The sequence below is a fragment of the Streptomyces sp. NBC_00885 genome, assembly GCF_045207475.1.
Lineage (GTDB): Bacteria > Actinomycetota > Actinomycetes > Streptomycetales > Streptomycetaceae > Streptomyces.
In genome coordinates this window covers 7,677,888-7,692,032 of the sequence record NZ_CP108796.1, presented here as the reverse complement: position 1 = coordinate 7,692,032, position 14,145 = coordinate 7,677,888, and the positions used below count along the sequence as shown (strand labels likewise).

Below are 14,145 nucleotides of genomic sequence, written 5' to 3'. Positions count from 1 at the left end.
TGACCCGGCGATTTAGGTTCGAGGACGTCAGCAAGAGCGAAGCCCAGCGGAGAGATGTGAGATGGCGAAGATCCTGTTCGTACTGACCGGCGCGGACCACTGGACGCTGGCGGACGGCACCCGGCACCCGTCCGGTTACTGGGCCGAGGAGGCCGTGGCTCCCTATCGGGCCCTCACCGCCGCGGGCCACGAGGTCACCGTCGCCACCCCCGGGGGCGTCGTCCCCACCGTGGACGCCGGGAGCCTGGCCCCCGAGGTGAACGGCGGCCCCGAGGGCGCCGCCGCCGTGACGGCCGCCCTCGCCGAGATGTCGGCGCTGGAGCGCCCCATGAAGCTGGACGAGGTCGACCTCGCCGACTACGCGGCGGTCTTCTACCCCGGTGGGCACGGCCCGATGGAGGACCTGGCTGTCGATGCCGACTCGGGCGCCCTGCTCACGGCCGCGCTGGACTCCGGCAAGCCGCTCGGCGTGGTGTGCCACGGGCCGGCCGCGCTGCTCGCCGCCCGGCGCGAGGACGGCACATCGCCGTTCGCGGGCTACCGGCTCACCGGCTTCACCAATGCCGAGGAGACCCAGGCCGGTCTGGCGGACAAGGCGAAGTGGCTGCTCCAGGACCGGCTCGTGGAGATCGGCGCGGACTTCCAGGAGGGCGAGCCGTGGGCCCCGCACGTGGTCACCGACCGCAATCTCATCACCGGCCAGAACCCCTCGTCGTCCGCCCCGCTGGCCGTCGAACTCCTCAAGGCAGTGGGCTGACCCGCCTCATGCCGCGTACCTGACGAGCATGTTGTCCGTGCCCCTCCGGGTGTCCGTGAAGCCCGGTGGGGTGCGGCAGCCGCACCCCACCGGGCCCTTGTGTTCGGAACGTGCGCGTAAGCGCTGGGGATCACATGGCCGCGTTCCCGCGAGCGCGGAGGCGGCTGGGACGGCGGATGTCCATGGCGGCCATTGCCAGGCCGAGCAGCAGGGCCACGGCTCCGACAATGACGTTGCTGACAATCGTGCGGGTCGTGTCGACACTGCCTGCCACGACCCACGGAGCGATGATCGTCCACGCTCCGATGGCGATGGCACACCATGCCATGGCGTGAGTCCGCTCGTAAGCCGAGCCGAACCCTCCCATGCACAGGCAGTAGGCGGCGCCGGTGATCAGGTTGCAGACGGCCAGAGTGCTCAGGTCGTTGAACCCGACTATCCAGGGCGAGGCGGCCAGGTACAGACCCGTCAGAAGGGCCAGTGTCTCGATCGCCTGGGCACGGGGGGTCGTGGTCGCCCGTTCGAACCGGGAACGCATCTCGGCCAGATCGGGGTGTTGCTCAATGCTCGGGTGGGTGGTCATTGCGGGCTGCCTCCTACTCAGAAGCCTTTATCTGCCCTTTATCTCCGATATAACGCTTGCCAGGGCATTCCAGTCAACAGGCAGTCCATGAGCACCTCGCCGAGTTGTGCTCACCTCCGCCCGCAAGGTGCCCGGGACCCGCCCGGAGAGCACCATGAAGTCATGGACGGACGCATCGCCGACCTCAGCACACCGGGGCGTCTCGCGGAGCCCGGCGAGGGCATCGGCCTGGACGAACTGGCCCTCGCGGCCCGCAATCACGGGCTCTTGCTGGAGGCGCTGCGCTACGACCTCACCCCCGCCGGACTGCACTATGTGCTCGTCCACTACGACATCCCCGCCGCCGACGCCGACGAGTGGAGGCTGACCGTGAGCGGCCGGGTGCGCACCCCGCTCACCCTGGACATGCCAAGGCTGAGATCGCTCCCGTCCACAACCCACCGCGTCACGATGGAATGCGCCGGAAACGGCAGGGCACGCCTCGATCCACGGCCGGTGAGCCAGCCCTGGCTGGTCGAGGCGGTCGGAACCGCCGAGTGGACGGGGGTGCCGCTGCGCACACTGCTCATCGAGGCCGGAGTGGAGCCGGATGCCGTCGAAGCCGTCTTCACCGGGGCCGACCACGGCGTCGAGCGCGGCATCGAGCAGGACTACCGCCGCAGCCTGCCACTGGCACTGGCCATGGGCGAGGATCGCGAGGTGCTGGTCGCGTACGAGATGAACGGCCTTCCCCTGCCGCCGCAGCACGGCTATCCCCTGCGGCTGATCGTCCCCGGGTGGTACGGCATGGCGCATGTGAAATGGCTGCGCGACATCGCGCTGACCGACACCCCGTTCACCGGATTCCAGCAGGCGGTGGCGTACCGCTTGAAGCAGTCTCCCGACGAGCCCGGCGAACCGGTCGACAAGATCGCCCCGCGTGCGCTGATGATCCCGCCCGGGTTCCCGGACTTCATGTCCCGGGCCCGTGTCGTACGCCCCGGCGAGGTGCCGCTGGAGGGCCGGGCCTGGTCCGGTCACGCCCCGGTGACACAGGTGGAGGTCAGCACCGACGACGGCGGCTCCTGGAGCAGGGCCGCTCTCGGCCCGGCGGACGAGCACGGCTGGGCCTGGCGGCAGTGGCGGACGGTCTGGACCGCGACGCCCGGCAGCCATGTGCTGAGCGTCCGTGCCACCGACGCCGAGGGCCGTACGCAACCCCTCACCCAGCCCTGGAACCGCGGCGGCTTCGCCAACAATCTGGTCCAGCGGATCCCGGTCCTGTGCCTGGACGCTGATTGACGCCCTGCCTGCCCGGCCTCTACGGCAGTGTCTGCTCGGCCCAGATGGTCTTGCCGCTGTACGCATGGCGGGTCCCCCACCGCTGGGTCATCTGGGCGACGAGGAAGAGGCCCCGGCCGCCTTCGTCGTCGGAGCCCGCCCGGCGCAGGTGGGGTGAGGTGTGGCCGTTGTCCGAGACCTCGCAGATCAGCGTCCGGTCGCGGATGAGCCGCAGCCGGATCGGTCCTGAGGCGTACCGCAGGGCGTTGGTGACCAGCTCGCTCACCACCAGTTCGGTGGTGAAGACGAGGTCGTCCAGTCCCCAGACGCCTACCTGAGCGGCGGCCTGCGCACGGGCCCGGGCGACCTCCTGGGGATCGGGGGTCAGCTCCCAGGTGGCCACCTGACGGCTGTCGAGCGTGCGGGTCCGGACGAGGAGCAGCGCGACGTCGTCGTCGACGGGACCGGCAAGCAGCGTTGCCAGCGCCCGGTCGGCCAGCTCGTCCAGCGGGTGCTCGTACTCCGCGAGGACGGCCCGCAGCCCGTCGAGACCGGCGTCGACATCCCGGTCGCGGGTCCGCACGAGGCCATCGGTGAACAGCGCGAGGAGGCTCCCCTCCGGCAGCGTCAGTTCCGCTGTCTCGAAGGGAAGGCCCCCGAGGCCGAGGGGCGGTCCCGCCGGAATGTCGGGGAACGTGACGGAGCCGTTCGTGGGATCGACGACGGCGGGCAGCAGATGCCCGGCCCGCGCCATGCGGCACAGACCGGACACAGGGTCGTAGACGGCGTACAGACACGTCACGCCGAGCGCCGCGTCGTCGGGCAGTTCGTCGCCCTCCATCCGGGCGGCCTCCTGCTCGTCGGCCCCCTGCCAGAGCAGGTCGTCCAGGCGGGCGAGGAGGTCGTCGGGCGCGAGGTCCAGTCGCGCGAGCACCCGTACGCTGGTGCGCAGCCGGCCCATGGTGGCAGCGGCCCGCAGCCCGTGCCCCACGACGTCTCCCACAACCAGACCGACCCGCGCGCCGGACAAGGCGATGGCATCGAACCAGTCGCCGCCCACTCCAGCCCTGCTGTCCGCGGGCAGATAGCGGTGGGCCAGCTCGACTCCGGTCAGCCGTGGCAGTTTCTGCGGGAGCAGACTGCGCTGAAGCATCAGGGCAGCGGCATGCTCTCGGGTGTAGTGGCGGGCGTTGTCGATGCAGACGGCGACCCGGGCCGCGAGTTCCTCGGCAACCGCCTGTTCGGCGGGGTCGAACGGGCTGGGCAGACGGTTCCGCGTGAACGTGACCACGCCCAGCGTCGCGCTTTCGACACGCAGGGGCACGGCCAGGCACGAGCGCTGCGGCGGTGGCTCGTCATCGTCCTCCGAGCCCGCCGGGCCTTCCAGCACGGGGCTGCCGGATGCGAGGCTGCGGGCCTGCGGCGAGTCGGGGGCGTAGTAGATCCGCTTCCCCGGTACGGGCATTTCACCCGCCGCGCCCGTGGCTTCCTCCGCCTCCCACAACACCCGGACCACACTTCCCGCCCGCCGCGCGCCGGGCGTGGCCTTATCGCCCTCGAGGACCTCCTCCAGGAGATCGACCGTGACCTTGTCGGCGAACTCCGGTACTGCGACCGCGGAGAGCTCGCGAGCCGTGCGGGTGATGTCCAGGCTCGTGCCCAGATGCGCCCCGGCGCGGACGAGCAGATCCAGTCGCTGCTGCGCGAGATAGCGATCGGTGATGTCCACCGTCTCCTCGCACACACCCAGCGAGACCGATCCGGCGTCCTGCAGCCGGTAGTAGGAGCACGACCAGACGTGATCACGCTCCGGGTCCGAGGGCGGGCGGCCCCGGTAGTGCAGGTCGACGACCGTCTCACCGGTGGCGAGCACCCGCCGCATCATCTCTTCGAGAGTCTTCGGATACGCCGTGGACAGCACCTCGCCGTGGGTCACCATGTCGTCCGGGCCGAGGCCAACGTACTGCGAAGGGCCCATCTCCTCGTACAGGGCGGCGTTCGTCCACACCACCCGCAGATCCGTGTCGTAGATGGCCAGACCGACGGGTGACTGGGTGGCCAGTCCCCGGAGCATCGACTGGAGGGCTTCCCACTGCTCGGTCTCCTCGGCGTCGGCAAGTGCCAGGAGCCGTGCGGGACCGGGGCCCGTGTGGGCGAGCGGCAGCTCTGTGGTGGTCACGCGGAGAGCGCGGCCGTCCTGGTGGCGCATACGGAGCGTCCGGGCTACGCGGCCCATGGCCGGCGCATCAGGCGCCGCGTGATCCTCTGCCGTTCCGTCCATCACCAGGGTGTCGATCATGCGCCCGAGCACGTCCTGTGGTGCGTATCCCAGCAGCCCCTGAGCCGTCGGGCTCCAGCCGACGACCGTGCCGTCGGCGTCCAGGACGGCCGTGGCGGCCCTCGTGGCGTTGAGTGGCCCGCGCACGCTGTGGTGCTCGGCGCCGTACACGCTGCTCATGGCGGGTTCCCTGTGCCGGATTCCGTCCAGCGGGCGGCAAGCAGCAGCGCGATGTCGTCGGGCCGGTCGGTGGCCTGCCGTGCCTCGTTCATCAGGCGGTCCGCCGTTCCGGCGAGCGAGGACGAGCCGGCCTCGGCGAGCGAGCCGCGCAGCCGCTCGACGCCGAGGTCGATGTCGATTCCCGCCTGTTCCACGAGTCCGTCCGTGTACAGCGCGAGGACATCGCCGGGCCCGAGCCGCAGTTCGGTGACCGGGTACGAGGCCTCCACGTCGATGCCGAGCACGACCCCGCCGGCAAGGTCCAGGACCTCGGTCCTGCCGTTGGCGTGGCGCAGAAGGGGCTGCGGATGCCCGGCCCGCACCGCCTTCACGGAGCCGGTCGCCGGGTCGAGGACGATGTAGCAGCAACTGGCGAACTGGCCGGGATCGAGGTCGATGAGCAGCCGGTTGGTGCCGGTCATCACCTCCTCCGGGTCGTGCCCGCTCAGCGCGAAGGCGCGTACGGCGCTGCGCAGTTGGCCCATGGTGGCCGCGGCGGAGACACCGTGTCCCTGTACGTCGCCGATGACCAGGGCCAGTCCACGGTCGGTCTCGACGACGTCGTACCAGTCGCCTCCGACCTCCATGCCCTGGGTGCCTGGCAGATACCGGCCCACGGTGTCGACCTGGTCGAGCACGGGAAGCCGGTGCGGCAGCAGGGCGTCCTGCAGTCCGCGCGCGAGGGCCGCTTCGGTGTCGTAGCGCTGGGCTCGCTGGAGGGCCTGCGCGATGAGTCCGGCGAGCGCGGTCAGCACCGTGCGCTCCTCGGGGCTGAAGCCGCGCGGCCGGTCGAAGCCGAGGATGCAGGAGCCGACGGGCCTCCCGGAGGCGATCAGCGGCAGGAAGGCCCGGGCGCCGACGTTGGCGTCGAGGGGGATGCCGGGGTAGGCCTCGGCCAGGTGCTCCATGGACTCGAAGAAGATGGGACGGCCGGTGGTGAGCGTCTCGACGCCGGGCAGCCTGGCGTCGAGCGCGACACCGTCGAAGCGGTTCAAAAAGCCCTGCGGGAACCCGGTCTCCCAGGCCAGATAGAGATGGCGCTCGTTGAGCAGGTAGATCGCCAGCTGACGGCCGCCGAAGGCGGGCAGCAGTTCCTCGGTGACCACGGCGGACACCTGGCGGGCCGTGACGGCCTCGGTCAGGGCGATGGCCAGGGCAACCGGCCGGTAGAGGGCCGCTGCCCGGTCGGCCGGGGAGCCGAGCCCGGTCCCGGGCAGGGCGACGGACCCCGGCGGGTACGAGGGCCGGTGGGACGGGGAGACGGTGACGGTCAGGCCGTCGTGACCCGGGTAAAGGGTGACCGACAGCAAGTCCTGGGGCGATCGGCGGGCCATGAAGTGAACGGGGTCGCGGGAGAGCAGCGCCGCCCGGTAGTGGTCCTCGTATGCCGTGTTCCCGAACCACGGCAGGACCTCCCACAGGACACGTCCGGACAACTCCGACCGCGGCCGGCCCAGCAGGAGCTCCGCGCTGTGATTGACATAGGTGATCCGCCCGAGCCGGTCGAGCGAGAAGATGCCGCGCGGGAGCCGGTCGGTCGCCTCGGCCACGATCGGTCCGGTGCCGAGGTCCACCAGGTATCCGGTCAGACGGCGGCCCCGGCCGTCGCCCGGTGGGTGCGCCAGGGCGGAGAGTTCAAGCAGGTGAGGCCGTCCGTCCGGGCCGCGCAGGCGCATGCTGCGGGAGACGGGCCTGCCCGTCTCCGTGGCCTGGCGGGCGATGGTCCACAGCCCGTACATGTCCTCCGGTGCCAGTCTTGCCGTCAGCGCGTCGACGGTGTCGCCGAAGTCCGCACGACTGGTGCCGAGAATCGCGCACAGGTCCTCGTCGGCGGATACGGCTCCGGTGCCAAGGTCCCAGTCGAAGCGGCCGAAGCGCACGGGCGGCGTGGTGACCGCGGGCAACTGGACGGACAGCGGTTCGCCGTCCCACAGGAGCGGCACCCCCCGCGCGCCCAGCGTGACGAGGGCGGACGCGAGCCGTGCCGCGGCGTTGTGCATCCGCAGCCGGTCGGCGTGCGTCACCGGTTGTCCGGGCGTGGCCGGGCGCAGCACGACCAGCACCCCGAACTTCTGGCGGCCGCTGACCACGGGCGCGTACAGCGAGCCGAAGGGGTACGGCAGACCGGCCATGAGCTGTGGATATCGCCGCATGGCTTCCTCGGCGTCGCCGAGGTGGATGGCTTGGCCCGAACGGTGGGCGTCGGCCACCGGAAACGGCCGGTTCACATGCATCCGCCACCAGGGCCTGAACAGCCGGCTGGGCAGCCCGGCCATCACGGCCAGCCGCAACAGCCCTTGCGTGCGCGAGGGCAGGTAGACGCCGCCCGCGTACCCGCCGACAGCCTCGGTCGCCCCTACGGCGGCGTGCGCGAGCACCAGGGTCAGTTCGTCCGGAACGCGGTCGGTGCCGTTCGGTCCCCCGGGTTCCGCCCCGCCCTCGTTCACCGCGGCGCGCCCGGCCGCGCGGTACCAGGTCACACAGCCAGCATGCTCCCCGGCGGGCGCCCCGCGCATCTCCTTGCCACCCGGCACCCCACCGCGGCCAGGTGTCCGGAGCGGCCCACGTTCCTCAGAAGGCGGAGTTGGCGAACCAGCGGGCCAGCAGATCCTCGTCCCCGGTGATCTCGAAGGCATCCGCGCCGCGGTCGAGGCGTCCGTACAGGAGCAGCAGCAGATCGGCCGCGGCTGCCTGGACCGTGGCGTCCGCCGGTGTGTCCGCGCAGTCCTGGTCGTCGAGGCCGAAACCGTCGGGCCGCAGGCGGACGAGCCAGTCGCCACCGGCGTCGGTGCAGCGAAAGCGCAGGGTTTCGCCGCTGCCGCGCAGCTTGGCCACGTCCGGCGCGAAGGGTGTGGCGAAGGGCAGGTTGACCAGGAACTCGTCCACTCCGTCGGCCGCGAGGTCGCGGTCGATCGCGGGCCGCAGTCCCAGGGCGAGTTCGGCGTCGACGCGGTGCACCAGGGTCTCGAACAGCATCCGCCGCACCCAGAACCTGGCGTGGTGATCGGCGCCCCACACCCACATCGGGGCGTCCGGATCGGTGACCGCGAAGGCACCGGCCGCCTCGGCCGCGCTCGCGGTCAGCCAGTCGGCGAAGGCGTCCTCGTCCGCGGGAAGCCGCAGCTCGACATCACGGCTGCGCGGCGGTTCCTGGACGAGCTGACGCAGCAGTACGGAGAACCAGCGCTGCACACTCCCGGCGTGGCGTACCAGGTCGAGGAGCGTCCAGCCCGGACAAGTGGGCACCGGGGTCGCCAGGTCGGCTCCCTTGACGACCGTCACGAATCTGGCGGTCTGAGCCGCGACGGCGTCACGATGAGCCGCAGACGTCAGGGCGGAACTCGAAGGTGTCTGCGACTGCGACCCGGAATGATCCACTATGGCCATGGGCTGCGCTTCCCGATCCGTCCGGCCCGGCGACCTGTCCGGCCGGGCGTTCACAGGAAGCCTGTCACAGCACGGGATGCCGCCAGGACCTCTCCGGCGGGCTCCAAGTCAGGACGCCTCGACGGCCGCCTTGATCCGCTGCCCGAACGCGTCCGCGTCCTTGCGTGCCGCGCTGAGGGCGAGACCCACGATGAGCTTGCCGATGCCATGGCCCTCAAGGCTGTTGAAGATACGCAGGCGAGTATTGCCCTCCGGCGTGGGCTCGAGGTCGTAGCCGCCTTCCTTGGACACGACGATGTTCTTGGAGGTCTCGGTCCAGCGGAGGGTGCCGGGCGGCACGAACTCACTGATCCGGATCTCACGCTTGGTCGTCATCCCGGCGTCCTTGACCGTGCTCCTGAAGACGGTGCCCACCTCCGTCGGCCCGTCCGGCGCCTTCGTGATCTCGAGGACCCTGGGGCTGAACTTGGGATCGTTCGTGCCGTCCGCGAGGAAGGCGAAGACTTCCTCGACGGGGGGGCCGATCTCGACCGTTGCCTCGAAATGACCGGCCATGCTTCCTCCAGTGATCGCTCGCGCCAGGGGTGCGGCGTGCGGGCATCATCCCAGAGAGCCATGGTGTGCATACCGGCTTCGCGGCGGCCAGCCGGAAGGCGCGTGGACGGCCCTCACGCGGGCACGCGCAGGACTACCGAATCGGCTGACCCGCTTCCAGCGCGGCGACCATCTCCCGCAGCCGTGCGGCCCTGATACCGGGGGTCCTCGCCGTCAGAAGGCGGTAGATCACGGCGTATCTCTTCGTTTTGTTGAGTTTCCCGAAGGCGGTTTTCGCCGGCTCATTTCCGTCGAGCGCGGCTTCGAGATCGGACGGGACGGTGGCTTCCTTCTGCGATGCGTACGCCGCGGCCCAGCGTCCGTCCGCCTGGGCGGCCTCGACCTGGGCAAGGCCGGGCTCCCGCATACGACCTGCCTGCGTCAGCGCCTCGACCTTGCGGATATTGACCTGCGACCACATGCTCCGCGGCCGTCGAGGCGTGATCTTCTGCAGGAAGTACGACTCGTCCAAGGACCGGCGCTGACCGTCGATCCAGCCGAAGCACAGGGCCACGTCGATGACCTCCGCGGCCGTCACCGAGGCGATTCCGGAATTCTTCTTGGCCAGCTTCAGCCATACGCCGGACTGCAGCCCGTGATGTTCGCAGAGCCAGGACTCCAGCTCCGCTGCGTCCTCGAAGGCGTTGACTTCCAGGCCGTTGAACGATTCCATCTGGGCGCCTCCCCGGCTTCGAATGCCTCACGTGATGCCACGTTAGACATCCTGTAGGCCAGTTCCTGTCCTAGTTGCCGCCGCCTTGGTCCGAAGGCTCCACTCCGTCGTCGAAGGAGGCGAGATAGGTGGCGGCCATGTCCTGCTCGCCCAGGCCGCGCCGCTCCAGTCGCTCGAAGCGAGCCACCCCCGCCTGCGCGAGATCGAGCCGTACGCCCGCGCGCTGACCCGCCTCGACGATCAGCCGGGAATCCTTGAGCGCGTTGTCGACCGCGAAGCTCGGCGTGTAGTCGCCGTCGAGGATGGCCTTGGCCTTGGCGCGCAGGTATCCGCTGTCGAGCGGGCCGCCGGACACGCTGTCGAGGAAGGCCTGCGGATCGACACCGAGCACCCTCGCCAGCGTGAGCGCCTCGCCGGTCGCATGGGTCAGGGCGGCGACCCAGCTGTTCAGTACGAGTTTGAGCCGGCTGGCGGCCGCGCGGGAGCCGTCGTCGTCGACCCATGTGGTGCGCCTGCCCACGGCGTCGAAGACGGGCGCGAGTACGGATCGCGCGCTGTCCGGCCCCGCCGCCAGGACCAGCAACTCCCCCGCCTCGGCGGGCCGGCGCGTGCCGAGCACGGGGGCGTCGACGAAGACCAGGGAGTGCCGCCCGGCGAAGTCGGCGAGTTCGGCCGTCGCGGCTTCCCCGACGGTGGCCGACTGGGCCCACACCGTTCCGGGAGCCAGGCCCGCGCTCGCCGCCCGCATGGCGGCGAGTACCCGCGGTCCGTCGTTGAGCATGGTCAGCACCACGTCCGCGCCCGCGACGGCGTCCTGCGGAGACTCGGCGCAGTACGCTCCGTCGGCCACGAGGGCTTCGGCCTTCTCCCGCGTACGGTTCCACGCCCGGACGGACAGACCGGAGCGGAGCAGACTGCGGGCCATCGCGGCGCCCATGATGCCGGTGCCCAGCACCGCCACCACGGGACGATTCTCCTCGCTGCCGTCTGCGGGCGATGTGGTCATGCGTGCCGCCTCTCCATGCCGGGCTGCTGACACTTCGTAGCCAACCAGCCGATCGCACCCCTCGCAGCCGGTCACCGCAGCCGCGGCGTCATCAGGGCAGCGCGCGATACGGCCCGCGGGTGAGTGAGGCCGTTCGGCCGTGTCCGCCCGTCATGTCAGCCGTTGCCAGGGCATGAACAACACACGACGCATTCTCGCCGCCGTAGCTCTTGCCACCGGCGCCACGGCGCTGGCCGCCCCCGCAGCGAGCGCCGATGTCGCCACCGACCACAAGATCCCCGTCATGAGCCAGGTCGATTCTCTCGCCGAGAGCAGCATCCCTTCGGAGCACCGGGCCGAACTGCCGTCGGTGTCCGGTCAGTTCCGGGGAGCCGACGAGGGGCTCGCCGAGCTGAACCAGCTGCACCAGCTCACCGACCTGGTCGCGCCCGTCACGGGGCTGCTTCCCTCCGTTCAGTAGCAGGTCACACGGCAACGGCCGGGGCCCGGCAGCGAAACAACGCCGGGCGGGAACGGGCCCCGGCCGCCAACTCCCGCCACACCTGAGGGATTGCGTCATCCAGCGGCGACGAGCGGCGGTCTCATTGGCATGGCCCACTCAGATCTGTTCCGCACCCCGTCCGAGGATCTCCGGCCGGAACACTCCGACGACGACGGTGGACGCACGCCGATCCGGGAACGGGCAGCCGCCGACGGCTGCCCGTTCTCCTTCTCGCCCCCTTGCGACCACGGTGCGTGAGCTATGTTGAGCGGAAGTGGGACGAGAAGGAGTGACACCGGTGCCATCAGATCAGCAGGCACGCGCAGAGGCGTCTGCGATCACGCCGGGAGGGCAGTCTCCCGAGACGGAAGCCGCCCCCACGGACAGGGTTCTCGCCCTGTTCGGCGGCCACCGGCTGTCGCCCGCGCAGCGTCGCATCGCCCAGTACCTGGTGGACCACCTCACCGAGGCCGCATTCCTTTCGATCACCGAGCTCGCGGAACGCGTCGGGGTGAGCCAGCCGTCGGTCACCCGCTTCGCCTCCTCGCTGGGCTTCAGCGGATACCCCGCACTGCGGGAGGCACTTCAGCCCATCGCCCTCAGCGCGGTCGCCGGTTCGCCGGACACGCGGGAGGAAATCCGCCGCAATGAACTGCAGGCCGCCGTCGACGCCGAGATCGAGAACCTGGAGAGCCTGCGCCGCCTGCTCGCGGACACCAATCAGGTCCTGGACGTCGGCCGGGAGCTGGCGCGGTCCGTTCCGCTGACGATTCTGGGTCTGCGGATCTCGGTGTCCCTCGCGGAGTACTTCGCCTACGCCGCGAGACGGATCCATCCCGATGTGCGCACGGTGACCCGCGGCGGCAGCGTCGCCTATGACGCGCTGCTGCAGTCGCACGAGGCGGGCGGGACCTGGGTGCTGGCCTTCGCCATGCCGCGGCACGCCAACGAGACGCTGGCGACGATGCGTACGGCCCGCCGCATCGGGCTGCGCGTCGCGCTGATCACCGACCTCGCCTTCGGGCCGCTGGTGGACGAGGCCGATGTGGCACTGATCGCCGGCACCGGCTCACGTCTCGTCTTCGACTCGTACGCGGCACCGGGCGTTCTGTCCGCGGCCCTCCTCCAGGCCATGGCGGATGCCGACCCCCAGCGCACGCAGGTCCGGCTCGAGGGATACGAGCAGGTCGCCGATCAGCACAACTTCTTCCTCGAGGACTGAATACTGGGGCCGGCCCCTGGGACTGGACCAGGGACCGGCCCAGGGCTTCGCCCGCCGTCCGCGTCGCGTCGCGCCCGCGTCTGCGCCGCCGTCGCGGAAGCTCGCAGACCAGGCGTTTTCATCATTATTCATGCATGAAATTTTTCATACCCTTGCGTACTCGACGGTATATATATTTACTGCTCCGGTGGCCCCGGGTTTCCCGGAGCCGCACGCCGGAACCACGGCCCTCACGGGCCACAGAACCGGACGCCATGGGGCGACGCCTCCTCTCGTCGGCCCGGGGTGATCCAACAGGGCGCTCCGTTTCCCCTCGGACGCGCCCGTCCATCGGCGGCCCCGGTCAACCCCTGGGCCGGGGCCGCCGGAAATCCCCTCGACCAGAGCCCACGCGTACGACATCCGCACGACATCCCAAAAGGACGACGATGTCCCAGACGACCTACTCGCCGATCAACGCGGACTGGCCGTGCCAGGTCAAGGCTCCCGGGAGCCTTGACTGGGAACGAACGGCCGCCCGCTGGCTGCGAGACCTCCTGCCGGCCCGCTACGCCGGCTACTCGCCGCTCACGCGCAACCCGATCCTGCTCGCGCGCCACGCACACTTCCAGGTGCAGCACGAGATGCGGGCAGTGCGGACCGCGTTGCAGACCTGCAGGGCCGAACTGCCGGCCCTCGGAGTGGCCGAGACGATCATCGAGAGCACGATCAGGATGTACGCGATCGAGCTGGAGCAGCTGAACCGTCTGGCCCGCGGCGTCCGGCTGATCACCGAAGCCCTTCAGGCGGGCAGCGCGGTGCCGCGCAGAAGGTCGCACGTCTAAGGCCCTGTCCGGCCGTACGTTTCGAGGCGCCCCTGGTCGCTCCGGCCGGGTTCGGCCCACGGTTGGCCCAATGGTGCGGTCGGTGGCACGCGGATGCGGACACTGGCCCGACACCCCAGCCGCGGCCGCAGCCGAGGAGCGCGCTTGCAGACGAAGCCCGGGCATCTGACGTCCCTGATGGCGGCGCTGACGCTGACCACGGGCATGGTCGAAGCCGTCAGCCTTCTCGCTCTCGGTCCCGTCTTCACCGCGATCCAGACGGGCAACACGCTCTTCCTCGGTTTCGCGCTCGTCGGCGAGGGCCCGGTGTCCGCCGTCGCAACGTCCGTGTCGCTCGGCGCGTTCGCCGTCGGAGCGCTCATCGGCGCACGGATGGAGTCCACGGCCGAGGCCCGCGGCCACCGCTGGTTCGTCCTCGCACTCTTCGCGGAATCGGCGCTCGTCGCGGGAGCCGCCTTCGTCGCCTGGGGTCTTGAGCGGGCGGCCGGTTCACCGTCCGCGCGGCACATCGCGACGGCGGCCGTGGTGGCGATCGCGATGGGCATGCGCAATGTGACAGCGATGCGTGCGCGCGTACCGGACCTGCCCACCACGCTGGTGACCCGGACGCTCACGGCGCTGATCAGCGGGTCGCCTCTCGGTCACGACGCGTCCCTGGGCTACGGCAGCCGTGCCTGGGTCCGCAGGAGCACCGGTGTGCTGGCGCTGTTCGCGGGCGGCGTTCTGGGTGCCTGGCTCATCCGGCTGGAGTGGCCGCCCACGGGGGTACTGCTTCTGGTGGCCGCCCTCATCCTCGCCATCGCGGCCGCGACGACAGCCACAACCCGGCGCGCCCAGCCGGTCGGGACGTAGCCCGCGCCG

The 14,145-nt window shown here is 70.6% G+C and carries 13 protein-coding genes; 6 read left to right on the top strand and 7 right to left on the bottom strand.

The genetic code is table 11. The features are described from left to right. Positions 1 to 61 precede the first annotated feature (61 nt). Positions 62 to 757 (top strand): type 1 glutamine amidotransferase domain-containing protein, encoded by a 696-nt coding sequence (locus OHA61_RS35130; protein ID WP_406306416.1) that lies wholly within the window; start codon positions 62 to 64, stop codon positions 755 to 757. Positions 758 to 887: 130 nt separating this feature from the next. Here the strand turns inward: OHA61_RS35130 and OHA61_RS35125 are convergent, their stop codons facing one another. Then, positions 888 to 1,340, bottom strand: a complete 453-nt coding sequence (locus OHA61_RS35125) for an SPW repeat protein (RefSeq protein ID WP_324976712.1) — start codon at positions 1,338 to 1,340, stop codon at positions 888 to 890. 162 nt (positions 1,341 to 1,502) lie between these two features. On the opposite strand from OHA61_RS35125, the gene OHA61_RS35120 reads away from it, so the two are divergent. Further along, a complete protein-coding gene (locus OHA61_RS35120; protein ID WP_406306415.1) occupies positions 1,503 to 2,621 on the top strand; it encodes a sulfite oxidase in 1,119 nt (372 codons plus the stop codon). A gap of 19 nt (positions 2,622 to 2,640) precedes the next feature. Here the strand turns inward: OHA61_RS35120 and OHA61_RS35115 are convergent, their stop codons facing one another. From OHA61_RS35115 to OHA61_RS35090, 6 genes are all read right to left on the bottom strand, one after another. Further along, positions 2,641 to 5,058, bottom strand: a complete 2,418-nt coding sequence (locus tag OHA61_RS35115; protein ID WP_406306414.1) for a SpoIIE family protein phosphatase — start codon at positions 5,056 to 5,058, stop codon at positions 2,641 to 2,643. Then, positions 5,055 to 7,613, bottom strand: a complete 2,559-nt coding sequence (locus OHA61_RS35110; RefSeq protein ID WP_406306413.1) for a SpoIIE family protein phosphatase — start codon at positions 7,611 to 7,613, stop codon at positions 5,055 to 5,057. Before OHA61_RS35110 ends, OHA61_RS35115 begins: the two co-directional genes overlap by 4 nt. Positions 7,614 to 7,668: 55 nt before the next feature. Next, a complete protein-coding gene (locus OHA61_RS35105; protein WP_406306412.1) occupies positions 7,669 to 8,484 on the bottom strand; it encodes a maleylpyruvate isomerase family mycothiol-dependent enzyme in 816 nt (271 codons plus the stop codon). Positions 8,485 to 8,592: 108 nt separating this feature from the next. Then, complete coding sequence (locus OHA61_RS35100; protein WP_406306411.1) at positions 8,593 to 9,039, bottom strand: SRPBCC family protein; 447 nt, start codon at positions 9,037 to 9,039, stop codon at positions 8,593 to 8,595. A gap of 133 nt (positions 9,040 to 9,172) precedes the next feature. Further along, positions 9,173 to 9,751, bottom strand: coding sequence for a YdeI family protein (locus tag OHA61_RS35095; RefSeq protein ID WP_406306410.1), 579 nt, complete (start codon positions 9,749 to 9,751; stop codon positions 9,173 to 9,175). 70 nt (positions 9,752 to 9,821) lie between these two features. Continuing rightward, positions 9,822 to 10,757 carry an NAD(P)-dependent oxidoreductase gene (locus tag OHA61_RS35090; RefSeq protein ID WP_406306409.1) on the bottom strand — a complete coding sequence of 312 codons (936 nt, stop codon included), beginning with the start codon at positions 10,755 to 10,757 and terminating at the stop codon, positions 9,822 to 9,824. A gap of 172 nt (positions 10,758 to 10,929) precedes the next feature. Between OHA61_RS35090 and OHA61_RS35085 the strand changes: the two genes are divergently transcribed. From OHA61_RS35085 to OHA61_RS35070, 4 genes are all read left to right on the top strand, one after another. Beyond that, a complete protein-coding gene (locus OHA61_RS35085; RefSeq protein WP_324976736.1) occupies positions 10,930 to 11,217 on the top strand; it encodes a hypothetical protein in 288 nt (95 codons plus the stop codon). A 319-nt stretch (positions 11,218 to 11,536) separates the two neighbouring features. Next, on the top strand, positions 11,537 to 12,460 hold the full coding sequence (locus OHA61_RS35080; protein WP_406306408.1) for a MurR/RpiR family transcriptional regulator: 924 nt from the start codon (positions 11,537 to 11,539) through the stop codon (positions 12,458 to 12,460). 428 nt (positions 12,461 to 12,888) lie between these two features. Then, positions 12,889 to 13,284 (top strand): hypothetical protein, encoded by a 396-nt coding sequence (locus OHA61_RS35075; protein ID WP_406306407.1) that lies wholly within the window; start codon positions 12,889 to 12,891, stop codon positions 13,282 to 13,284. 144 nt (positions 13,285 to 13,428) lie between these two features. Continuing rightward, on the top strand, positions 13,429 to 14,136 hold the full coding sequence (locus OHA61_RS35070) for a YoaK family protein (protein ID WP_406306405.1): 708 nt from the start codon (positions 13,429 to 13,431) through the stop codon (positions 14,134 to 14,136). Positions 14,137 to 14,145 lie beyond the last annotated feature (9 nt).